The sequence below is a fragment of the Streptomyces sp. NPDC001515 genome (assembly GCF_053597115.1).
In genome coordinates this window covers 118,762-141,860 of the sequence record NZ_JBSFHN010000023.1, presented here as the reverse complement: position 1 = coordinate 141,860, position 23,099 = coordinate 118,762, and the positions used below count along the sequence as shown (strand labels likewise).

At 70.6% G+C, this 23,099-nt stretch carries 15 protein-coding genes; 10 read left to right on the top strand and 5 right to left on the bottom strand.

The window, feature by feature from the left end:
• Nucleotides 1–180 precede the first annotated feature (180 nt).
• From ACWCXC_RS24415 to ACWCXC_RS24390, 6 genes are all read left to right on the top strand, one after another.
• The gene (locus ACWCXC_RS24415; RefSeq protein WP_450890531.1) at nt 181–1,458 is read left to right on the top strand and encodes a thymidine phosphorylase; all 1,278 of its coding nucleotides are present in this window, start codon (nt 181–183) and stop codon (nt 1,456–1,458) included.
• A 508-nt stretch (nt 1,459–1,966) separates the two neighbouring features.
• Nucleotides 1,967–3,493 (top strand): FG-GAP repeat protein, encoded by a 1,527-nt coding sequence (locus ACWCXC_RS24410; RefSeq protein WP_450890530.1) that lies wholly within the window; start codon nt 1,967–1,969, stop codon nt 3,491–3,493.
• Nucleotides 3,494–3,552: 59 nt separating this feature from the next.
• Nucleotides 3,553–7,179: a LamG-like jellyroll fold domain-containing protein gene (locus tag ACWCXC_RS24405; RefSeq protein ID WP_450890529.1), complete on the top strand. Its 3,627-nt coding sequence runs from the start codon at nt 3,553–3,555 to the stop codon at nt 7,177–7,179.
• 92 nt (nt 7,180–7,271) lie between these two features.
• Entirely contained in the window at nt 7,272–14,069 is a 6,798-nt protein-coding gene (locus ACWCXC_RS24400) for a polymorphic toxin-type HINT domain-containing protein (protein ID WP_450890528.1), read from the top strand.
• Nucleotides 14,070–14,101: 32 nt separating this feature from the next.
• Nucleotides 14,102–14,893, top strand: coding sequence for a hypothetical protein (locus ACWCXC_RS24395; RefSeq protein ID WP_450890527.1), 792 nt, complete (start codon nt 14,102–14,104; stop codon nt 14,891–14,893).
• Between the two features lie 175 nt (nt 14,894–15,068).
• Entirely contained in the window at nt 15,069–15,383 is a 315-nt protein-coding gene (locus ACWCXC_RS24390) for an STAS domain-containing protein (RefSeq protein WP_450890526.1), read from the top strand.
• A 144-nt stretch (nt 15,384–15,527) separates the two neighbouring features.
• Here the strand turns inward: ACWCXC_RS24390 and ACWCXC_RS24385 are convergent, their stop codons facing one another.
• The 4 genes from ACWCXC_RS24385 to ACWCXC_RS24370 form a co-directional block, all read right to left on the bottom strand.
• Entirely contained in the window at nt 15,528–15,854 is a 327-nt protein-coding gene (locus ACWCXC_RS24385) for a hypothetical protein (protein WP_450890525.1), read from the bottom strand.
• Nucleotides 15,851–16,843, bottom strand: coding sequence for a sigma-70 family RNA polymerase sigma factor (locus ACWCXC_RS24380; RefSeq protein ID WP_450681475.1), 993 nt, complete (start codon nt 16,841–16,843; stop codon nt 15,851–15,853). The genes ACWCXC_RS24385 and ACWCXC_RS24380 overlap by 4 nt, the downstream gene beginning before the upstream one ends.
• 99 nt (nt 16,844–16,942) lie before the next feature.
• Nucleotides 16,943–17,650, bottom strand: coding sequence for a L,D-transpeptidase family protein (locus ACWCXC_RS24375; RefSeq protein ID WP_450890524.1), 708 nt, complete (start codon nt 17,648–17,650; stop codon nt 16,943–16,945).
• 131 nt (nt 17,651–17,781) lie between these two features.
• Nucleotides 17,782–19,101, bottom strand: a complete 1,320-nt coding sequence (locus tag ACWCXC_RS24370; protein ID WP_450890523.1) for an MFS transporter — start codon at nt 19,099–19,101, stop codon at nt 17,782–17,784.
• Nucleotides 19,102–19,164: 63 nt separating this feature from the next.
• On the opposite strand from ACWCXC_RS24370, the gene ACWCXC_RS24365 reads away from it, so the two are divergent.
• The 4 genes from ACWCXC_RS24365 (at nt 19,165) to ACWCXC_RS24350 (ending at nt 22,228) form a co-directional block, all read left to right on the top strand.
• Nucleotides 19,165–20,118: a LysR family transcriptional regulator gene (locus tag ACWCXC_RS24365; RefSeq protein WP_450681477.1), complete on the top strand. Its 954-nt coding sequence runs from the start codon at nt 19,165–19,167 to the stop codon at nt 20,116–20,118.
• Between the two features lie 288 nt (nt 20,119–20,406).
• Complete coding sequence (locus ACWCXC_RS24360; protein ID WP_450681478.1) at nt 20,407–21,657, top strand: helix-turn-helix domain-containing protein; 1,251 nt, start codon at nt 20,407–20,409, stop codon at nt 21,655–21,657.
• Between the two features lie 167 nt (nt 21,658–21,824).
• Nucleotides 21,825–22,070, top strand: coding sequence for a hypothetical protein (locus ACWCXC_RS24355; protein ID WP_450681479.1), 246 nt, complete (start codon nt 21,825–21,827; stop codon nt 22,068–22,070).
• A complete protein-coding gene (locus ACWCXC_RS24350) occupies nt 22,067–22,228 on the top strand; it encodes a hypothetical protein (RefSeq protein WP_450681480.1) in 162 nt (53 codons plus the stop codon). The genes ACWCXC_RS24355 and ACWCXC_RS24350 overlap by 4 nt, the downstream gene beginning before the upstream one ends.
• Nucleotides 22,229–22,245: 17 nt before the next feature.
• On the opposite strand, the gene ACWCXC_RS24345 is transcribed toward ACWCXC_RS24350, so the two are convergent.
• Nucleotides 22,246–23,007 carry an alpha/beta hydrolase gene (locus ACWCXC_RS24345; RefSeq protein WP_450681481.1) on the bottom strand — a complete coding sequence of 254 codons (762 nt, stop codon included), beginning with the start codon at nt 23,005–23,007 and terminating at the stop codon, nt 22,246–22,248.
• Between the last annotated feature and the right edge of the window lie 92 nt (nt 23,008–23,099).

The following is a 23,099-nucleotide window of genomic DNA, read 5'->3' as shown; positions in this document are numbered from 1 at the left end:
GTTGGTTTCCGCTCGTTTGCCGAGCGGGGGCCCCTCGCCTGGGGCCGGGCGCCCGGGGTGGCCCCCCGCGGCGGGGGGGCGGGCGCCGGGGGCCCCCCCGGCGCCTCTTTCTCCCTCTATGCGCGTAGAGTCACGAGGACACAACGCGTGTGCACGTACCGGCCGGAAGGACGCCAGACCATGGACGCCATCTCCGTCATCCGCACCAAGCGGGACCGAGGCGAGCTGACCCCCGAGCAGATCGACTGGGTCATCGACGCGTACACCCGCGGCGAGGTCGCCGACGAGCAGATGTCCGCGCTGGCCATGGCGATCCTGCTGAACGGCATGAACCGCACGGAGATCGCCCGCTGGACCGCCGCGATGATCGCCTCCGGCGAGCGCATGAACTTCCGTACGCTCTCCCGCCCCACCACCGACAAGCACTCCACCGGCGGCGTCGGCGACAAGATCACCCTCCCGCTCGCCCCGCTGGTCGCCGCCTGCGGCGCCGCCGTGCCCCAGCTCAGCGGGCGCGGCCTCGGCCACACCGGCGGCACCCTCGACAAGCTGGAGTCCATCCCCGGCTGGCGCGCCCACCTCTCCAACGACGAGATGCTCGACGTCCTCGACACCACCGGCGCGGTCATCTGCGCGGCGGGCGACGGACTGGCCCCCGCCGACAAGAAGCTCTACGCGCTCCGCGACGTCACCGGCACCGTCGAGGCGATCCCGCTCATCGCCAGTTCGATCATGTCCAAGAAGATCGCCGAGGGCACCGGCGCCCTCGTCCTGGACGTCAAGGTCGGCTCCGGCGCCTTCATGAAGACCCTCGACGACGCCCGCGAACTCGCCTCCACCATGGTCGCCCTCGGCACCGACAGCGGCGTCCGCACCGTTGCCCTCCTCACCGACATGTCCACCCCGCTCGGCCTCACCGCGGGCAACGCCCTGGAGGTCCGCGAATCCGTCGAGGTCCTCGCCGGCGGCGGCCCCAAGGACGTCATCGACCTCACCCTCGCCCTCGCCCGCGAGATGCTGGACGCCGCCGGCCTCAAGGACGCCGACCCCGAGAAGGCCCTCGCCGACGGCTCCGCCATGGACGTCTGGCGCCGCATGATCTCCGCCCAGGGCGGCGACCCCGACGCCCCGCTCCCGGTGGCCCGCGAGCAGCACGTCGTCAGGGCGTCGTCCTCCGGCGTCCTCACCCGCCTCGACGCCTACGACATCGGCGTCGCCGCCTGGCGCCTCGGCGCCGGCCGCGCCCGCAAGGAGGACCCCGTCCAGGCCGGCGCCGGCATCGAACTCCACGCCAAGCCCGGCGACGAGATCACCGCCGGCCAGCCCCTGCTGACGCTGCACACGGACACCCCGGAGAAGTTCGACTACGCCCTGAGGGCCCTCCCGGACGCCTACGACATCGCGCCGGCGGGGACGGAGTTCGCGGCGGCTCCGGTGGTGCGGGAGCGGATTGCCTGACCTGTCCCACCGAGGGCGAGAACACGGGACCGGCGGATTTCCGCCGGTCCCGTTCGTATATGTCGGGGGAGGACGTCGCGCGACCGTGAGGTCCGGAGCCGTTCTTTCGGTGCAGGGAAATGGCGACATATGGCGACCCTGTCGCGGGTCGAATTCATCGATGAGGGCGGCGTGTTCGCGCCGGAGGTTCTCGTGAATTCCCGACATTTCCCGAGGGGAGTTATGGCCGGATTCGGCCTGGTGGTCCGGGCCGGTCAACTGTCGGCGGTCCAGGGGATTTCGGCGTGTCGCACATGGGGGAGATGCAGCGTTTCGCTGTCAACATCCCATCAATTAACCCTTTAGTGAATGTATCGGACACCTTATTGACAGCCCGGGTGTATGCGGTATTGCATTCGCTCTGCTGTGCGTAGCCAAGTGATTACGCATCGGGGGGTGCGGGGCGCACAGGTTTCTCTCAAGGGGTGGGGTTGTGAAACTGAAAATCGGCATGTCCGGAATTGCCGCCATGACGGGATTGCTCGTGGTGGTTTCCGGAGTGACCGTCATGGGCGCGGGGCCCGCCTCGGCGGCATCCTGCGCGGGTGTCGGCTCGGACTACAACGGTGACGGCATGGTCGACAACGTCGTCACGGATCCTCTGGCGACCGTGAACGGCGTCCAGGAAGCCGGTCTGGTGCGGGTGCTCTACGCGGGTGGAGTACCCGCCGCGGACATCACGCAGGCGTCACCGAACATGGGCGACGTCGTCCCCGAGCGGGGCGACCGGTTCGGCTCGGCCATCTCCTGGGCCGACTTCAACGGCGACGGCTGCACCGACCTCGTGGTCGGAACGCCGTACGAGGACACCGGGGCCAATGGCACCGCCATCAAGGACTCCGGCATCGTCCACATCATCTACGGCTCGCCCGCCGGCCTCGGTGCCGGCACGGCCGCGAGCCTCTACGGCCAGGCATCCCTCGGGGGCGGGACCAGCGAGGCGGGAGACCACTTCGGCTACGCCGTGCAGGCCGGCACCGCCGCGTCGGGGCAGCCGTACCTCATCGTCGGGGCTCCCGGCGAGGGCGTTTCCGTGGACGGCGTCACCATGGCGAACGCCGGAGCCATCAACTACATGCAGGGCAGCACCAAGCTGATGCTCACCCAGGAGAGCCCCGGCGTGCCCGGCGTCGCCGAGCCCGGCGACCAGTTCGGGGCGGCCCTGGCGGGCACCAACCGGTACTTCACCGTGGGCGTGCCCGGCGAGACCATCGGAGCCGACGCCGTGGCGGCCGGAACCGCCGCCATCTTCAGCCAGACGCTGGCCAACGGCGCGCCCACTCCCCTCACCGGGGTCGACCAGGCGGGCGACGGCGAGGGACTGATCGGCGTCGCCGAGTCCGGGGACAGGCTCGGCGCCTCCCTGGCGATGACCAACTACCGCCCCGCCGGCGCGACGTACAACACCGACGCCCTGATCGCGATCGGCACACCCGGCGAGTCGATCGGGACCGTGCCGGGCGCGGGCAGCGTGGCCGTTCTGCGCATCGAGCCCTCGGGCAAGTACACCCAGCTCAAGGCCCTGGACACCGGGATGGCGACCGTGGAGGGGGAACCGGGCGCCGGTGACTTCTTCGGGCAGCGCGTGGCCCTCGCCAACACCAATACCGAGGTCGTCACCACCACGTCCACGATCCGGCTGGCCGTAGGAGTGCCCGGCCGGGACGTCGGCGGCGCCGCGGACGCCGGGGTCATCCAGATCTTCAATCCGCTCGACGCCGACGCCGGGAGCGCGGACAAGATCATCACGCGGGGCACGGCGCTCCTGCCCGGCACCCCGACCGCACGCGATTTCACGGGAATCTCCCTGCGCTCGGGCACCAACCTCCTCTACGTGGGGGTCCCGTACAGCAAGGAGCCCGCGACCTCCAAGGGCGCGCTCTACACGGTGCCGTGGAGCGACATCGACGGCATCACCCAGGGCGGAACCAGGACCTTCCAGCCCGGCGCCGGCGGTATCTCGGACATCGGTACGGCGTTCGGGACCGTCGGATGAGGGGCGCGGAGCGGGGACGACGTCGTGACGGTGCGGGCGAGAGAGAGCAGAAGGCACACGTGAAGAGACAGGTGACGGTGGCACGCGGGCGGGGACGCGGCGCGCTCGCCGCGGTGACCCTGACGGCCCTGCTGGCCGCCGGACTCGGCATCCCCCCGCTGTCGGGCGGGCTCCCCACGGCCGCCGCGGCGCCCGTGGAGGGCGGCACGGCGCTCGGGGTCGAGGCCGCGCAGCAGGCGGCAGCCGAGAAGGGCGCACCCGTCGAGGTGCTGAACCTGCGGGACGAGCGCAGTACGACGACGGCCAATCCCGACGGCACCTTCACGGTCAAGACGGCCGTGCAGCCCGTACGCACCCGCAAGAACGGGGCGTGGACGGACATCGACACCACCCTCGTGAAGCAGGCGGACGGTTCGTACGCGCCCAAGGCGGCCGTGACCGCGATGTCCTTCTCCGGGGGCGGCGACACCACCTTCGGCACCATGCGCAAGGACGGCCGCGCGCTGTCGCTGGACTGGCCCGGGAAGCTTCCGGCACCCACGGTGGACGGTTCGACGGCGACCTACGCGGACGTGCTGCCGGGCGTCGACCTGCAGGTGTCCGCGAGCGCCGAGGGCTTCTCGCACCTGATCGTCGTCAAGAACGCGGAGGCGGCCCAGAACCCGGAGCTGGCCCGGCTGGAGCTGCCCGTCAGCACCACCGGCCTCGGCGTCCAGGAGTCCGCCGACGGCGGACTGACCGCGACCGACGCGACCGGCGGAGCGGTCTTCGAGGCGCCCGCCCCGCTGATGTGGGACAGCCGCGAGGGCGCCAAGGGCGACGCGGGCACGTCCCTGGCGAAGGCCGCCGCCGGCCCGTCCGCCGACGAGCTCGCGGTGACCCCGCCGGACGGCACCCGGGTCGCCGATGTCGACGTCCACGTGGACCGGGACGCGATGACCCTGACCCCGGACCGCTCCCTGCTGACCGGCAAGGACACGGTGTACCCGGTCTTCATCGACCCGGTCTTCAAGACGACGAGCCGCACCGGCTGGACGATGGTCTCGTCGTACTACCCGTCGGCGGAGTTCTGGAAGTTCAAGGACCACGAGGGCGTGGGCCGCTGTCCCGCCGATGTGTCGTACCTGTGCGCGAGTTCGAGCGACACGAAGCGGCAGTTCTTCGCCGTCCCGACCGCGTCCTTCGAGGGCAAGGACATCATCAAGGCCGAGTTCGCGGTGACGATGGTGCACACGTACAGCACCGCCGCCAAGAGCGTGAAGCTCATCCGGGTCAACTCCAGCGGAGCGAGCGCGATCAGCTCGTCCACCAACTGGGGCAACCAGCCGTCCTGGAAGGCCGACGTCGACAGCAAGTCCCCGACCAACCCGGCCGGTTCCTGCACCTCGACCAACCAGAACGTGCGCTTCGACGCCAAGTCCGCCGTCCAGCTCGCGGCCGACAAGGGCTGGGACACCACGACCTTCAGTCTGCGGTCCGGCGTCGAGGGGGACTACGCGTACTGGAAGCGCTTCTGCGGCAACGCGCAGCTCGAAGTCACCTACAACCGTCCCCCGCTGGCCCCGGCCGAGAGCGATCTCACCATGTCGCCCGGCGGCACGTGCGAGTACGGGCACGCCCAGGACCACTACGTGTCCGAGGCCCCGGTTCTCAACGCGGTCGTCAAGGACTACGACCACAACGACATCGCGGGCAAGACCGAAAGCCTCAAGGCCCAGTTCCACGTCTTCTGGATGAACGGCACGACACAGGTCAATCATTACGCGACGACCGCGAGCCATGCGACGACCGGCACCGGTCAGACGGGCTCGGCGTCGTTCAAGTACAGGGTCGGCTCCGATCTGAGCACGGACTCCGACGCCGGATTCACCATCCCGTCCAACGTCGTCATCGGCTGGGAGGTCCGGGGTTCGGACGGAACCGCGTGGGGCCCGTGGAGCACCGCGGGCGAGCCCACACGATGCGAGTTCATCTACGACGCCACCGCGCCCAAGGCGCCGGTGATCACCTCCGCGCAGTACCCGGACGACGACGCCTGGCACGCGGGCGTCGGCGACTACGGAAGCTTCACCTTCGACTCGCCGTCCAACGATGTCGCGAAGTACCTGTACCGGTTCAAGGGAAGCAGCACCTGGTCGAGCGTGAACACGGCGACGCCCGGCGGGCCCGCGACGGTGGCGTTCATGCCGGCGAGCGAAGGCCCGTGGTCCGTCGAGGCCAAGGCGGTCGACGCGGCCGGCAACGCGCAGAAGACGGCCATGGCCTACCAGTTCCTCGTCTCCGACGGCCGCGCCCCCAAGGGCGGCTGGACCCTGGGTGACGTCAAGGGCTCCTCCTCCGCGGCCGGCACCGGCTCCTCGCCCGCCGCCGCACCCGGCTCGGGGGTCGCCTTCGGCGCCAAGCCCGGCCCGCTGGGCGCGGCCGACACCTACGCCGCGCTCGACGGGACCGAGAACGCCTACCTGGACGCCGGCCGGCACCTCGTGGACACCGACTCCGCGTTCTCGGTGAGCGCCTGGGTCAACCTGCCGGAGGTCCCGAACCGCGACCAGACGGTGATCAGCCAGGACGGCACCGGGCTGCCGGGCTTCGACCTGGGCTACGACGGCGACACCCGCAGCTGGGTGTTCCGCATGCCGTACAACGACATGGAGTCCGTGACCCATTGGCAGGTCACCGGAGGCCGGGTGGTCCCGGGCACCTGGACCCACCTCATCGGCACCTACGACGCCGTCACGGGTGTGATGCGGCTGTACGTGAACGGCGTGGCCGTCACCACCACGGTGAAGCGGACCACCCCGTGGAACGCGGCGGGCGCCCTGCAGATCGGACGCAGGCTGGCCCTGGACGGCTACACCGGACACCTCAAGGGCGGCATCGCCGACGTGCAGGTCTACGACCGCGTGGTCACCGGCACCGAGAGCGCGGACCTCGGCGGCATCGTCGCCCAGCAGCTCGCGTACTGGGACGTCGACACGGCTCCGGACAACGTGGCCCCCGAGGCGGGCGGCGGCACCGGTCTGACGCTCGGAGGCGGCGCGTCCATCTACGTGCCCGCGCCGGGCTGCAGCCCGGAGGAGGACCCGAGCTGTGTGGAGACCGCGCCCGAGGACCCCATGTGGGGCGACGGCCACCTGGTGCTGAACGGCACGGACGCCTACGCGTCCCGTGGCGCGGGTCTGCTTTCCAAGCAGGACGGCTTCGCGGTGACCGCGCGCGTCCGGCTCTCCTCCGTCTCGCCCGCGGACCAGACGGTGATGTCGCTCTCCGGGGCCCGGGGCACCGCGCTCGCGGTGGGCTACTCCGCGGCGGACAGCCGATGGACGATCACGGCCACCGACGGGGACTCCGCCACCCCGGTCACCACCACCGCCCGGGCCACGGGCTTCCTGCCCAGCACCGGCCTCAAGGGCGACCACCTGGCCCTCGTCTACTCGGCGGTCTTCGGTGACGTGGTGCTGTACATCAACGGGGTGGAGAGCGCCCGGGTCCCGTGGGACAACACCTGGGACTTCACCACCGCCTCGGTCCAGGTGGGGCGCAAGCTCGACGGGGCCACGGCCGGATCCTTCCTCTCCGGCGCGGTCGACGAAGTGCGCGTGTTCCAGGGGGCGCTGGACGCCAGCCTGGTCAACATCGTCAGCGGTCTCGCGGACGACGAGAGCGTCGAAGCGACCATCACCTGATCCGAACGGAGCGGCCGGGACCGGACCACACCAGTCCGGTCCCGGCCGCGTCCCGTTCTCACCGCACCGATTCCTTTCCTGACGGAGTTCTCATGCGAGCATCGCCTCTCGGGAGACGGTATTTCCGCCTTCCGGCACGCTCGGTACGCATCGGCGTACTGACAGCGACCATTGCCCTGTCCCTCGGCCTGCTGCCCCAGTACGCCCCCGAGGCCACCGCGCGCGACGGCGTGACCAGGCCCGACACCCAGACCGGTCTCGACGACCCGGTGACCGGCCGGAACGGAAAGGTCCGCAAGCCGAAGGCGGACCAGGCGGCCCGCGCACAGGTCACGAAGGCCGCGGTCACCCGCTGGCCCGCGGCGACCACCGACGACGTCGTCGTCGGAGCGAAGGGAACCGAGGGCGCCCAGGCCCACGGCATGCCGCTGAAGGCCGCGGCCACCGGAACCACGAGCCCCCGGTCCGTCCGGCTGTCCGTCCTGGACCGGAAGAAGGCCGTGGCGGCGGGCGTCGACGGCCCCCTGATGACGGTGGCCCGCAGCGACGGTGCGACCGGGAGCGGACCGGTCCGGGTCTCGCTCGACTACGGCGACTTCGCCCAGGCGTACGGGGGCGGCTACGGCTCCCGGCTGCGTCTGGTGACCTATCCGGAGTGCGTGCTCACCACGCCCGACCGCCCCGGGTGTGCCACGGCGACGCCCCTGGCGACCACCAACGACACCGCCGCCACCACGCTCACCGCGAAGGTCACGGCCGCCCCGGCGGCGGCGGGGGCCGCGGCGGGCAGCACCGGCTCGGCCTCCTCGGTGACGGTGCTGGCGGCCACGGCCGAGGCATCCGGCGACCAGGGCGACTTCGGCGCCAGCTCGCTCAAGCCCTCCTCGCAGTGGAGCGTCTCCAACTCCTCCGGCGTCTTCAACTGGTCCTACCCGATCAGCGCGCCACCGGTCCCCGGCGGTCTGGGTCCCGAGGTCTCCCTCGCCTACAACTCCCAGTCCGTGGACGGCCAGACGGCCACCACGAACAACCAGGGATCGTGGATCGGTGAGGGCTTCGGATACGAACCGGGCTTCATCGAGCGCCGCTACAAGCCCTGCGCCGACGACGGCCACGCCGACACCAACGGCGACCAGTGCTGGGGCTTCGACAACGCCACCCTCTCCCTGGCCGGCGGCACCTCGGGCGAGCTGATCAAGGACGACACCACGGGCGAGTGGCACGTCAGCTCCGACGACTTCGCCAAGGTGGAGAAGCTCACCGGCGCCACGAACAACGACAACGACGGCGAGTACTGGAAGGTCACGACCGCCGACGGCACCCAGTACTTCTTCGGCCGCAACCGGCTCCCCGGCTTCGCCTCCGGCAACGAGACCACCAACTCGGCCTGGACCGTCCCGGTCTACGGCGACGACTCCGGTGAACCCTGCTACAAGGCCACCCTCGCGGACGCGTTCTGCGACCAGGCATGGCGCTGGAACCTCGACTACGTCGTGGACCCGCACGGGAACACCATGGCGTACTTCTACGGCACCGAGACGAACTACTACACCCAGGGCCTCAAGACCACGGAGAACGGCAAGGCCTACATCCGCGGCGGATACCTCAAGCGCATCGACTACGGTCAGCGCGAGGGCACGATGTACTCGACGAAGGCCCCGGCGCGCGTGGTGTTCGACACCGCCGAGCGCTGTGTCGGCGCCCTCACCGACTGCTCCGTCGCGGCCCTGAAGGACGAGACGGCCGCGGACTGGCCCGACGTCCCGTGGGACCGCAACTGCAAGGCCGACTCCAAGTGCCCCGGCCAGAACTCGCCGACGTTCTGGACCCGCAAGAAGCTCACCACGATCACCACCCAGATCCGCGACGGCGCGACGACCTACGAGGACGTCGACCGGTGGAAGCTCGACCACTCCTATGTGGACAACGGCGACGGGTCGAAGTCCCTCTGGCTGAAGACCATCGACCACGCCGGCCTGGTGGGGACCGACGTCTCCGTCCCCTCGGTCCGGCTGTACGGCCTCCAGCTCCCCAACCGCGTCGACGTGCCCAACGACAACATCCAGGCGTTCAACCGGTTCCGCCTGAGCGGGGTGGAGAGCGAGTCCGGCAGCGTCCTCACCGCCAACTACTCGTCCCCGCAGTGCACGTCGTCCAACCTGCCGACCCCCGGCAAGTCGACCGTCCGCTGCTACCCGGTCAAGTGGAGCCCGCCCGGGGTGACCGACCCGATCACCGACTGGTTCAACAAGTACGTGGTCACCTCGGTGATCGAGACCGATCTGGTCGCCGAGAGCCCCGACCAGATGACGACGTACACCTATCTCGGTGACGCCGGCTGGCGGAAGGCCAAGCCGGACGGCCTCTCCAAGACCGACAACCTCACCTGGAGCGACTGGCGGGGCTACGGCAAGGTCCGGGTCGAGACGTCCGACGGCAGCGTCAGTCCCTCCAACACCAAGACCGAGCACGTGTTCTTCCGGGGTCTGGACGGGGACGCCGATCCCGACGGCGGCACCCGGTCGGTCAGCCTGACCGCCACCAACGGCACCTCGTACCCCGACTCCGACTGGAAGTCCGGCACGGAGCTCGAAACGACCACGTACAACGGGGACACGATCGTCTCCAAGTCGATCAACACGCCCTGGACCAAGGTCACCGCGACGCGCGTGAAGGACTGGGGCACCTCCTACGCCCGGTTCGTCCGGGCGGGCCGGGCCGACACCTACCAGGCCCTCGCCGGCGGAACCTGGCGACAGACCGCCTCCACCACCTCCTACGACGCCAAGGGCCGCCCGATCCAGGTCGCGGACTACGGCGAACTGGACGTGGCCGACAACCAGTGCACGCGGACCGAGTACGCCGACGACCCGGCCAAGCACCTCTACAGCTACGTCTCGCGGGTCGAGACCCTCTCCGTCGACTGCGCCACCACCGCCCCCGACCGTTCCAAGGACGTCATCTCGGACGAGCTGACCTTCTACGACGGTTCGACCACGCTCGGCGCGGCGCCCAGCAAGGGCGAGCCCACGCTCGTCAGGCGGCTCGCCTCGCACAACGGGACGACCGCCACGTACCAGGACGTGTCCACCTCCACCTTCGACGCCTACGGCCGGCCGCTGGTGGTCACCGACGCGGCGAAGACGGCGACGACCACGTCCTACAAGGAGAACGCCTACGGCCTCGCCGCGTCCAAGACCGAGACGAACGCCCTCGGCTGGACCACGGTCACCGAGTACGCGCCCGAGTGGGGCACGCTCTCGTCCCAGACCGACATGAACGGCAAGCGCACCGATCTCGCGTACGACGCCCTCGGCCGGGTGGTCTCGGTCTGGATGCCCGACCGGGCCAAGGCCGACCACACCCCGTCGATCACGTACGAGTACGGCATCCGGACCAACGGTCCGAGCTACCTCCACACGCGGAAGATCGAGAAGGACGGCGCCTCCTACGGGCACGAGTACACCCTGTACGACGGTCTGCTCCGGCCCCGCCAGGTCCAGACCGAGGCCCAGGGCGGCGGACGCCTGCTGGCCGACACCTATTACGACGGCTCCGGCCGCGTGGTGAAGACCAACGACACCTACTACGCCACCGGTGCCCCGTCGTCCACGCTGTTCGTCCCGAGGAACGAGGACATCGACGCGCAGACGGTGACCGAGTTCGACGGAGCGGGCCGCACCACGGCGTCCGTCCTCAAGGTCGCCGGCACCGAGAAGAACCGCACGACCTACACCTACGGCGGTGACCGGGTCACCGTCGACCCGCCGAACGGCCAGACCCCGACCACCACCATCTCGGACGCCCACGACCGCACGGTCGAACTGCGCCAGTACAAGGGCGACAAGCCGGTCCTGCCGGGCACCGCGAACGACTACGTCGCGACCCGGTACGCCTACACCCCGTCCGGGCAGCTGGCGAAGGTCACCGACAACAAGAACAACGTCTGGTCGTACACGTACGACCAGCGGGGCCGCAAGCACACGGCGACCGACCCCGACACCGGCTCCTCGACCTTCGAGTACGACGACCTGGACCGGCTGGTCTCGACGACGGACTCCCGCTCCAACACCACCACCTCGGTCTACGACAAGATCGGCCGCGTCAAGGAGACGTGGCAGGGGGCCGCGGGCACCGGGACGAAGCTGTCCGAGGCCGTGTACGACACGGTGGCCAAGGGCGAGCTGTACGGCTCGTACACCTACAAGAACGGCGCCGTCCTCTCCTCGGTGACCTACCCGGCGCTGGACGACGACCTGGAGCCGACCACCACCAAGTACTTCCTGTCGAAGACGGCCGAGCCCGAACTCGGCGGCACCTACGTGTTCGGCACCGAGTACAACAAGGACGGCACGGTCCGGACGCAGAACTCCCCGGCCGCGGGCGGTCTCTCCGCGGAGACCCTCTCCTACCAGTACGACGACCTCCAGCGCCCCGTCGCGCTGGACACCTCGCTCGGTGGGATGAGCTACGTCTCCGAGGTGGCGTACTCGCCGACCAACAAGATCGAGCAGCTGGAACTGACCACGGGTGACACCGGGGCCAAGAAGACCTGGCTGTCCTACTCCTACGAGCAGGGGACGTCCCGCCTCATCAACGCCCGGGTCGACGTGGAGGGCGCCGCCTCGGTGGCGTACGACGCCCGCTACACCTACGACGACGGCGGCAACGTCAGGTCCATCGCGGACACGCCCACCGGCGGCACCGCCGACGTGCAGTGCTTCCGCTACGACGGCCTGCGGCAGATGACGGACGCCTGGACGTCGAAGGTCACCCCGGACAAGGCGGTCGGCACCGGCACGAACGACGCCGCGTGCGCCTCCGCGCCGTCCGCGACGACGGTCGGCGGGTCGGCCCCGTACTGGTCGACGTACGGCTTCGACACCCTCGGCAACCGGACCTCGGAGACCGACCACGGTCTGAACGGCGGGGCGACGTCGACGAAGTCGTACACCTACGGCGAGAACGGCGAGGGCCCGCACCAGCTGACCACGCAGATCGTGGACACCACGGCCACCTCGACCACGCCCGCGGTCAAGCTGTCCAACACCTTCTCCTACGACAGCACCGGCAACACCGAGCAGCGCGTCCTCAACGGCAGCACCCAGAAGTTCACCTGGGACAAGCAGGGCGACCTGACCAAGGTCACCAACGCGGACGGAGCCACCACCGACTACGTCTACGACGGGGCCGGCAGCCGGCTGCTCAGCAAGACGGCCGAGGAGACCACGTTCTACCTCCCCGGCATGGAACTGCACCTGAAGAAGTCCACCGGCGCGGTCACCGCCGCCCGCTACTACTCCCTCGCCGGCCAGACCGTGGCCGTCCGGGACAACAGCGGCGTCACCTTCCTCGCCTCCGACCACCACGGGACCGCGCAGCTCGCCGTCGACGCCACCACCGGCGCCACCCAGCGCCGCCGCCTGGACCCCTTCGGAGCGGCCCGCGAAAGCTCCCCGGCGGACTGGGTCGACGACAAGGGCTTCGTCGGCGGCACCGTCCAGAAGGTCTCCGGCCTCACCACCCTCGGAGCACGCGAGTACGACAGCTCCACGGGCCGGTTCATCTCCGCCGACCCGATCATCGACTACACCGACCCGCAGCAGATCAACGGCTACGCCTACAGCCTCAACAACCCGGTCACCTTCTCCGACCCGGACGGCCTGAAGCCCGACGACTGCGTCATGGTCGGCGTCACCTGCAAGCCGACCGGCAACGGCGGCTGGACCGTCAAGCCCACCAAGCAGTACTACACCTACTACGGCGTCCAGGCCCCCAAGGAGACCACCGCCTCCTACAACGCCCGCAAGGCCCAGACGGCCGCCGACATCGCCAAGCAGCGCGCCATCGCCGCCGCCAAGGAACTCGCCAAGATCGCGGCCGACGAACTCGGCATCACCGACGCCCTCGACTGCTTCACCACCGGAGCCCTCGGCGCCTGCGGCGCGACCGCCGTCAACATCATTTCCAGCGCCGTCGGCGGCATCGTCGGCAAGATCGCCAAGAAATACGGCCTCCCCTGGAAGTGGAAGAAGGCCGCCGAACTCGGCAAGCGCCTCTGGAAGCTCGGCGAGAAGCTGATCAGCGGGGTCAAGAACTGGTTCAGCAAGTCGAAGGTCGCCAAGGAACTCGCCGCCTCGTGCCCCATCCAGAACAGCTTCGTCCCGGGCACCAGAGTCCTCATGGCCGACGGGACCTCGCAACCGATCGAGAAACTCAGAATCGGTGACAAGGTCCTCGCGACAGACCCCGAAACAGGGAAAACCGTGGCCCGCGAGGTCACGGCCGAAATCAAGGGCCAGGGCGCCAAGCACCTCGTCAAGGTCACCATCGACACCGACGGCGCCCGAGGCGACCACACCGCCTCCGTCACCGCGACGGACGGCCACCCGTTCTGGGTGCCGGAACTGGGCGCATGGGTCGCTGCCACCGACCTCCGGGCCGGTGAGCGACTCCGCACGAGTGCCGGCGTGCAGGTGAGGATCGACGCGGTCGAGCGGTGGACGGAGATGGCGAGGGTCTACAACCTCACCGTCGGCGATCTGCACACGTACTATGTGATCGCCGGTACAACGTCGGTGCTGGTGCACAACGACAGTGTCCCCGGGTGGGCGAGGGACGAGCTTTCCCGCATCAGGGCAGGGCAAGGGATTCCACGCACGGAGAGCGCCACGAATTCCACTCAGAAGCTCTACCAGGGGAGAGAGTCCACTAAGCACAAGAACAAGTGGGGTCCCCACCCGGCTTCAGGTTTCGAGGGATCGCCTGAATGGGAGGTCCGCGGTAAGGGTGATACCTACCGAATCGTAGGTCCGAACCGCTTCGGGGAATACGGATTCACGGACCCGAAAGTCAAGTACGCGAAGATCACCGTAATTCCTACCTGTTGATTCGGTGTGTTCTCGGTGGAAGGCAGGCGACGTTGTCGGTAAAATATTCGCTCCGGTTCGATGAAAGTGGCGCATTCGTAACCGCTTGCGAACTGGAAGGCTTCTTTGTCGGGCGCTACAGCGACGACGACTTCGGCGCCTGGCTTGAAGCCGAGAACTCCCGAGTCACCTTCGGGCTAGTGCGTCCGACCGTGGGTGCGCCGATCGATACGCTCAGGGGTGACATCGAGGTCCTTGTCCTCGATGCCGAGGGTCGGCCCATGGGGCGCTACCCGATGTGGGGCGCCGAGCCGGAATCCGGAGATATGCCGGACCAACTGGTCGTTACGGCATACACGGGGGTGCCTGCGCATGTCGAGGCACGCAGGTTGTGGGACAGGTTCCGTGTTTCGCGGCCGCAGCGTGGTGAATGGTGCACGCTTCTTCCGGTCGGATCGCGTGAAGCGTGGCTGGAAGTGGCCGGGCTCAGGCATGTCGAAACTTCTCCCGAGGGGGAGCGGACGGCTCCCCCTCGGGAGATCGTCATGGAAGGTGGTGACATCAAGGATGTTGCGAGCTTCTTCTGTGCGATCGGTGAGGCCTTCCGCGGTCCAGGAGGGTATCTAGGGCAAAGTTTTACCGAACTGGAGGAATCTCTGGAGGAGTTCCTGCGAGGGGACCCGGTGCGGTTGATGTGGCGGGATATTTCCGTTGCGCGGTCTTCCCTTTCTGCGGTCATGGATATCGACGGAGAGGGGATCTCGAAATTCGAGCTGCTTCTCAGGATCCTGTCGCAGAGCAATGTTGACGTCGTTCCTGTCGGAGATTCCAGGTCCGCTCATTGAGGGGTCAGCTTCCTGCAGCCTGACGGGTCTACCATGGGCGGCCGTGCGTGGCGCGGCCGCCCTTCCCGCTGCCCGAGCCCTTCGGGGCGGACCTCGACACCGGGGTCTTCCCGGTCAGCTGAGAAGCGCGGCGCCGGCCGCGATGAGTTTCGGGCGCGGTGACGGTCTTCTTGGCATGGATCTCTCGCCGCCGACGGCGCTCGTCGTCACGGGCCGAATCACCCGGGCCGGGGTGCCGGGCCTCTGTGCACGTCTTGAGGCGATACTCGCCGCCACCGACGCGAGGGTCGTGGACTGCGACGTGGGCGGCATCGAGCACCCGGATCTGACCTCGGTGGAGGCGGTCGCGCGGCTGTCGCTGGTCGCCCGCAGGGTGGGAGGGCGGCGGCTGCGGCTGGTGGGGGCTCCGCCCGAACTGCGGCTGCTCCTCGATCTGGTGGGGATCGAGGACGTGGTGGGGCTGGTGGGGGAGGGCGGGAACGGGAGCTGAAAGGGGGCGCTTCCGCCCCTGAAGGCGGAGAGGGCCCGCCCCCTCGGACGCGGGGAGGTTCCAACCCCCTCGGAGGCGGGTCACCTCCGCCCCCTCGGAGGGGGCCCGCTCCCTCCCCGCCGTCAACTACTCGTCCCTGTCGCCCTACTCCTCCGCCTCCGTCGTGAACTCCGCCGTATCGCAGACCACTTGGACGAGCCGGGCCCTCGGCTGTCCCTCCGGAGAGGACTCCGGGACCGCCGGCGGCCGCTTCGCGGTCTCCGGAACCCCCGGCGACCGCCGCGCGGACGCCATCAGCTCGTCGCAGTCGTACTCCGGCTGGGGGCCCGGTTCGGCGGTCGAGGAGGGTGGGGTGACGGGGGCCGGGCCGGAGGTCGCGGTGACTTCGCCGAGCCACTGGGCCGTGGTCCAGCCGGCGACGGCGAGGACGGCCCAGCCGGCGACCAGGGCCCGGGTCGTGCCGCGCCTCACGCGGCATCGGCCGCCAGGCGGTCGGCGAAGCCGAAGAGGGGGAACCAGCGCGGGGTGTCGAGGAAGCAGTGCATCCCGGTGATGGCGCCGTCCTTGATATCGATGACCTGGACCGCCCAGGGGATGAAGCCCTCGCCCTCGGGGTCCGGCTTGTAGTGGGCGAAGGCCGGGGTGCCGTTGGCGTACGTCGCGATCAGGCGGGAACCGGCGCAGCTCGCGCCGATCGAGGTCATGAAGCCGGTGATGTCGTCGTGGCCCTGGAGCCAGAGATCGAACGGCGGCATCGTCATGATCGCGTCCTCGTGGAGGAGCGCGGTCAGCGCCTTCATGTCGTAGCCCTCGAACGCCGCCACGTACCGCTCCAGGAGCTTGGCCTGCTCCTCGTCCAGCGGGTCCGCCGCGTCGGCGGTCACCGTCTCCCGGTCGGTCAGCGTGGCCCGCGCCCGCTGGAGGGCGCTGTTGACGGAGGCGACGGAGGTGTCGAGCAGCTCCGCGACCTCGGCGGCCTTCCAGGCCAGCACCTCGCGCAGGATCAGCACCGCCCGCTGCTTCGGCGGCAGATGCTGGAGCGCGGCGACGAACGCCAGGCGCACCGACTCACGCGCGACGGCGGCCTCCGCCGGGTCCTCCACCGAGGGCAGGATCCGCCCGTCCGGCATCGGCTCCAGCCAGGTGCTCTCCGGAAGCGGGTTGAGCGCCGCCTGGGCGAGCGGCGTCGGGCCGGACAGGTCGACGGGCCTGGCCCGCTTGTTGCCCGCGTTCAGCATGTCCAGGCAGACGTTGGTCGCGATGCGGTACAGCCAGGACCGCAGGGAGGAACGCCCCTCGAACTTGTCGAAGCTGCGCCAGGCGCGGACCAGGGTGTCCTGGACCGCGTCCTCCGCCTCGAAGGCCGAGCCGAGCATCCGGTAGCAGTAACCGGTCAGCTCGACCCGGTGTCCCTCCAGGCGGCTGTCGATGTCCGCCGTCGTCGCCGTCAGATCACTCATCGCGTCGCTTCACCCCTGTTGCGCTGTGACACCGCTCACTTCAGCACTTCGGAAGCTACCGCACGCCACTGACAGCCGGGGCGGGAAGAGCAGAAGCGATCACGTTCCGGGCTTGCGCCCGTACACGTAGACGTCGTCGCCGTTCCTCAACAGGCTCCAGTATGTCTTCGCGTCGGCGGTGCGCATGTTGACGCAACCGTGCGACCCCGGCGGATTCCACATCTTCACGCCGACCGCGTGGAACGCCTGGCCCCCGTCGAAGAACTGGGAGTACGGCATGGCCACGTGGTACAGCGACGAGACGTGGTTCTTGTGCCGCCAGTAGATCTTCTTCGAGCCCGTCCGCGTCTCGTAGCCGTCCCGCCCCGTCCGCACCGGCACCGGCCCGAACTTCAGCTTCTTGCCGTCCTGGATCCAGCTGATCTGCCGGGTCAGGTCCACGCACGCGATGCGCCCCTTGTTGGTGGGGCACTTCCCGGCCTTGTTCGGGGTCTTCCCGGCGGCCTTCTGCGCGGTGAGCGTCTGCATGGTGCGCCAGGTCACCGGCCCCGCGTACCCGATCGTCGGGGTCACCCCGTACGTGCTCTGGAACGTGCGGATCTTCTTGCAGTCGGCGGCCGACTGCCGGCCGTCCACCTTCAGGCGCAGGTACTTCTCGACCTGCTTCTGGTACGGCCCCGTCGACGTCGTGCAGGACGCCGCCTCGGCCGTCCCGCCCGTCCCCAGGACGAACGCCGGTACGGCGGTCAGCCCGGCGACCGCCAGCGCGAGCCCGCGCCGTGCCGTCGCGCCCCGTATGCGCCTCATGCTCCCCGTGCCCCTCATATGCGCCAACTCCCCTTCGCGCGCTGCGGTGATTCCGCCTGCTAGACGCGCGTCGGGGAGTCGAAGGTTGTGCGCCGAATGTCACGGTTCTGTACGGGGCCGCCGTACCTGCGTCAGTTCCGTACGGGCACGAGCGCCGCCGCCCGCAGCCGTTCCGTACGCGCCGCCCGCGTCCCGTACAGCGTGATCGAGACGACACCGAGCACCGCGAGCAGTCCCAGGCCGACCGTGCCCGCCCAGCCGCCGGCGTGGAAGGCGACGGCGCCGAGGGTGCCGCCCGCGCTGGAGCCGAGGTAGTACGCGGACTGGTACAGCGCGGATGCCTGGGCGCGGCCGGTGGTGGCCGTACGGCTGACCGAGGACGAGGCGACCGCATGCCCGGCGAAGAAGCCGGCCGTGATCAGGACCAGTCCGAGGAGCACGGCGGCCAGCTGGTCGGCCAGGGAGAGCAGCAGACCCGCGGCGGTGGTGGAGACGGCGAGGTAGAGCGCGCCCCGGCGTCCCAGCCGGCCGACGAGCCGGCCCGCGGCGGCGGAGGAGACCGTACCGACCAGATAGACGAGGAAGATCGATCCGACGATGCCCTGCGGAAGGTTGAACGGGGCCTCCACCAGCCGGTAGCCGATCACCGTGTACACGGCACCGAACACCGTCATGAACAGCGCGCCGATCGCGTACAGCCGCCGCAGCAGCGGGTCGGCGAGGTGGCCGCCCACGGTCTTGGCCAGCGCCTTGGGGTTCAGCGAACCGGGGGTGAAGTGCCGGGCGCGGGGGATCATGAGGTGGAAGACGACGGCGCAGGCCACGGCCAGCAGCCCGACCGCGCCGAGGGCCGCGCGCCAGCCCCAGAGCTGGGCGATCCAGCCGGTGAGGATGCGGCCGCTCATGCCGCCGATGCTGTTGCCCGCCACGAACAGCCCGATCGCGGCGACGAGGGCCTTCGGCCGGACCTCCTCCGCCAGATACGCCATCGCGGAGGCGGGGAGCCCGGCGAGCGCGGCGCCCTGGACGGCGCGCAGCGCGATCAGCCAGCCCAGTGAGGGGGCGAACGGCACGAAGAGCCCGATCGTCACCGCGACCACCAGCGATCCGGTCATCATCTGCCGCCGCCCGAACCGCTCGGAGAGCGCGCTCAGCGGCAGCACGCACAGCGCCAGGGCGCCCGTCGCGGCGGAGACCGTCCAGCTCGCCTGCCCGGCGGTGGCGCCGAAGGACGCGGAGACGGCGGGCAGCAGCGCCTGGGTGGAGTAGAGGAGGGCGAACGTCGCGACGCCGGCGGCGAAGAGCGCGAAGCTCATCCGGCGGTAGCCGGGGCGGCCGGGTTCGAGCCGGTCCGCGGTGGCGGCCGGCGCGGGGGCGACGGAGGTGACGGGGGACGACGGGGTCGAGGCGGCCACGGTGAGGGTGGACGCCCCGGTACTGGCGGGAGGCATGCCACGAACGTAGGCCGACCTCCTCTCATGCGTCCAATGCACAAACACGCGATAATCCATCCCATGGCGCATCAGCACAGCTCACGGCCTCGGCTGTCACCAAGCAGTTACGAAGAAGACATTCGCGCGGTGCTCGCCCCGCGCCTCGCCTACTTCGAGGCGGTCGCCCGCCACGAGCACGTCACCCGCGCCGCGCAGGAGCTGGGCGTCCCGCAGTCGACGCTCTCGCGGGCCATGGTCCGGCTGGAACAGGACCTGGGCGTCGCCCTGTTCGCCCGCAAGGGCCGTACGGTCTCCCTCACCCCCGCCGGCCGCACCTTCCTGGCCTCGGCGGAGCGCGCCCTCGCGGAGGTCGAGAAGGCCGCCGACTCGGTCCGGGCCGACGCCGACCCCACCGCGGGCCGGGTCGCCTTCGGCTTCCTGCACACCATGGGCTCCGAGACCGTCCCCGCCCTGATCCGCGCCTTCCGCGCCGACCACCCCCGGGTCCGCTTCCAGCTCGTCCAGAACTACGGCGAGGCCATGATCGAACGCCTCCGCGCCGGCGGCCTCGACCTCTGCCTGACCTCCCCGGTCCCCGACGCCCCCGACCTCGTCACCCGCCGCCTCGACGAACAGCGCCTGCGCCTCGTCGTCCCCGACGACCACCGCCTCGCCGGACGCCGCCGCGTCCGCCTCGCCGAGGCCGCCGACGAAACCTTCGTCACCCTCGAACCCGGCTACGGCCTCCGCCGCATCACCGACGACCTCTGCGCCGAAGCAGGCTTCACCCCCCGCGTCGCCTTCGAGGGCGAGGAGGCCGAAACCCTCCGCGGCCTGGTCGCCGCCGGCCTCGGCGTCGCCCTCCTCCCTCCTCCCGCCGTCGCCCGCCCCGGCGTCGTCGAACTCACGGTGACGGCCCCCCGCGCAGCCCGCGAGATCGGCGTCGCCTGGCTGGACGGCCACCCGGACACACCCCCGGTCGCGGCCTTCAAGAAGTTCCTGCTGTCACGGCGGGGGAGCCTGCTTCCGGGGTGAGGGGGCGGTTCCAGGACCCCGGGTCAGGAATGCGGCCCTCGTGGCCGTGCGGCACCCCCGCCCGGCCACCGTCTCCGGCCGGCCCCACCCTCACCCCACGCGTGGTCAATGATCATGACGACGACGCTCGTTCCGGCGAATCGCGCGGGGGCGGCGCGGCCCCATCTCGGCGCGTGGGGAGGGCCGTTGGGGTGCGGCCGGGATCGGGTGAGGGGGTCCGCGGGCGTCGGGGGTCGCCCTACTCTGGCAGTTCTGACGGGGGCCAGCTGAACAGAGAGGGGCAGGGCCATGACGAGTGACGCCACGCCGGACCCGTACGCCGACCCGATCGCGTTCGGACAGCGGATGCAGATGCTGCGGACGAGGAGGGGGATGTCGCGGCCGGTCGTGGCCGGGCTGCTGGGGATGTCGCCGTCGTGGGTGAAGCAGGTGGAGACCGGGCAGATCGGCATGCCGAAACTGCCCATGGTGCTGCGGATCGCGGAGCTGCTGCGGGTGCGGGCGCTGTCGGATCTGACGGGGGATCTCTCGGACTCCGTGGACCTGTTCATCGGCCCCGGTCACTCCCGGCTCCCGGCGGTGCGGGACGCGGTGAACGTGCTGGTGGCGGACGGTACGCGGCAGGCCCCGCCGGCTCCGAGGCTGGCGGCGCGGCTCGCCGAGGCGTGGGTGGCGCGGCACCGGGCGCCGAACCATCGGGAGGTGCTGGGGGACCTGCTGCCGGGGCTGATCCGGGACGCGCAACTGGCCGTGCGGCAGGCGGAGTCGGCGGCGGACCGGCGGGCGGCGCAGGCGGTGCTGTCGGAGGTGTACTCCCTGGCGCAGTTCTTCGTGGCGTACCAGCCGGACAGCGCGCTGCTGTGGCGGGTGGCCGAGCGGGGCATGGTCGCCGCGCAGGAGTCCGAGGACCCGCACGCGATCGGCGTCGCGGCCTGGCTGGCCGCGCAGGCGCACCGGGACATGGGCCGGGACCACTTCGACGCGGCCGACGCGATGACGCGGGACGCGCTCGCCCACCTCGACCGGTTCCTGCCCGAGGCCGACGACCGGACGACGGCGATCACGGGGGCGCTCCAGTTCGAGGCCGGGTACACCGCCGCCCGGCGCGGCGCCCGGGGCGAGGCATGGGGCTGGTGGGACAAGGCCCGCGCCACCGCGAAGCGGCTGACGCCCGGCTACTACCACCCCATCACCTCCTTCTCGACCGCGATCATGGGCGCGCACGCCGTGACCGTCGCCGTGGAACTGCGCGCGGGCGGCGAGTCCGTACGGCAGGCCGTCGAGGCCGACAGCACCGCGATCCCCTCCCGCCCGAGGCTGGCCCGGCACCGGATCGAGGAGGCCCGCGCCTACCACCTGGACGGACAGGCGGAAACGGCCCTCGCCACCCTGGAACGCGCCTACAAGGCCGCCCCGGAGACCATCCGCTACAACGGCTACGCCCGGCGCATCGTCCTGGAGGAGACCGAGTCCCGCGTCCCGGTCCGCCGCCGCCGCGCCGCCGTCCTCGCCGACCAGCTGGGACTGCTGGCCGCCTAGGAGGGCGCCCGAACCCTGTGCCCACGGGGCGCCGTCCGCCCCGTACACCCCCGGGGCCCGCTCGAACCCTTGGCCGAGGGGCAGGATTCCTGCCCCTCGCCCGCCCCGCCCGCCCGTACCGTCGCAAGACACTGCCCACGAGAGAGTGTCTGGGGGACGAGTCCGTGATGACCATCGACAAGTACGCGATGTCCCGCGAGGGGTCCGGCAGAGCCCCGCACCCCGGGACACCGGCCGTCACCGAGGCGGGCGGCGCCTTCCAGGGCTGCCCCTGCGCCCGCTGCCGCGCCGCCCGCGCCGAAGCCGCCTACCGGGCCTGGCTGGCCCACACCACCTCCTGCGCCACCTGCCGCGCCGGCGCCGCCTGCGTCACCGCCGTGGGCCTCGGCCGGGCCTGGAGGAACCGCCGATGATCATCTGCGCCCGCTGCGACGAGCCCATGACCGACGAGGAAGCCGTCGCGTACACCGTGCCCGGGGCGTCCGGGCCGGGGATCACGATCCAGGTCCACCGCGTCCTCTGCGACATCCCGAGCACCACGCCCCGGCGCTGTCCGGATCCGCCCCGCTGAGGCCCGGGGCCGCCCCCTCACCCCCGCAGCGACTTCCCGAACCCCGCCGCCAGCGGCATCCGCAGGCCGAGCGGCGGCGGGGCCGCCAGGGCGTCGGCGACCGGGCGGGCGTAGGTGTGGCCGAAGAGGGCGCCGAGGACGAAGTCGGTGGCGAGGGCGGTGACTTCGCTGCTGTGCTGGCGCAGGGAGTGGCCGTCGGAGTGGACCTCGAAGCGGCAGGTGTCGCGGTTGGACTTCTTGGCGCGTTCGGCGAGGCGGAAGGAGAGTTCGGGGTCGGAGCGGTGGTCGTTGGTGCCGTGGACCAGGAGGACCTGGCGGCCGACGAGGTGCTTGACGGGCTCCGGGTCGGCGTCGGGGGCGTCCGGGAGCCAGGGGGCCATGGCGAAGACCGCGCCGACGGCGTCGTGGCCGCCCGCACGCAGGGCGGCCCGGCCGCCCATGCCGTGGCCGGCCAGGCAGACGGGGACGTCGCCGTAGCGGCGGACGACCTCGTCGACGGCCCAGGTGGCGTCCGCCGCGAGATGGGCCTCCGTGGTGTTCCAGCCGCGGCAGCGGTAGTGGACGACGTGGGCCGCCAGGCCGTCCGCCCGGCCCGCGCGGGCCAGGGCGCGGGCCAGCGGGAGCTGGAAGGCGTAGGAGAAGGGGGAGGGGCGGCGGTACGAATACGGCTCGCCGTCGGGGAGCAGCAGCACCACGCCGCTGACCGCTGTTGATGCTCCGGCCGCCGTGACGGCCCGTCCCAGCCTCGCAGCAGGCAGGGGGAGTGCGCGCTGTGCCATGACGCAACAGTGTCAGAAGGGGAGGTGTACGCCACCCGTCTTCGCGGTCTCTGTTACGTATCGGCGAGCCGTTCCCCGCAGCGCTCTACGCG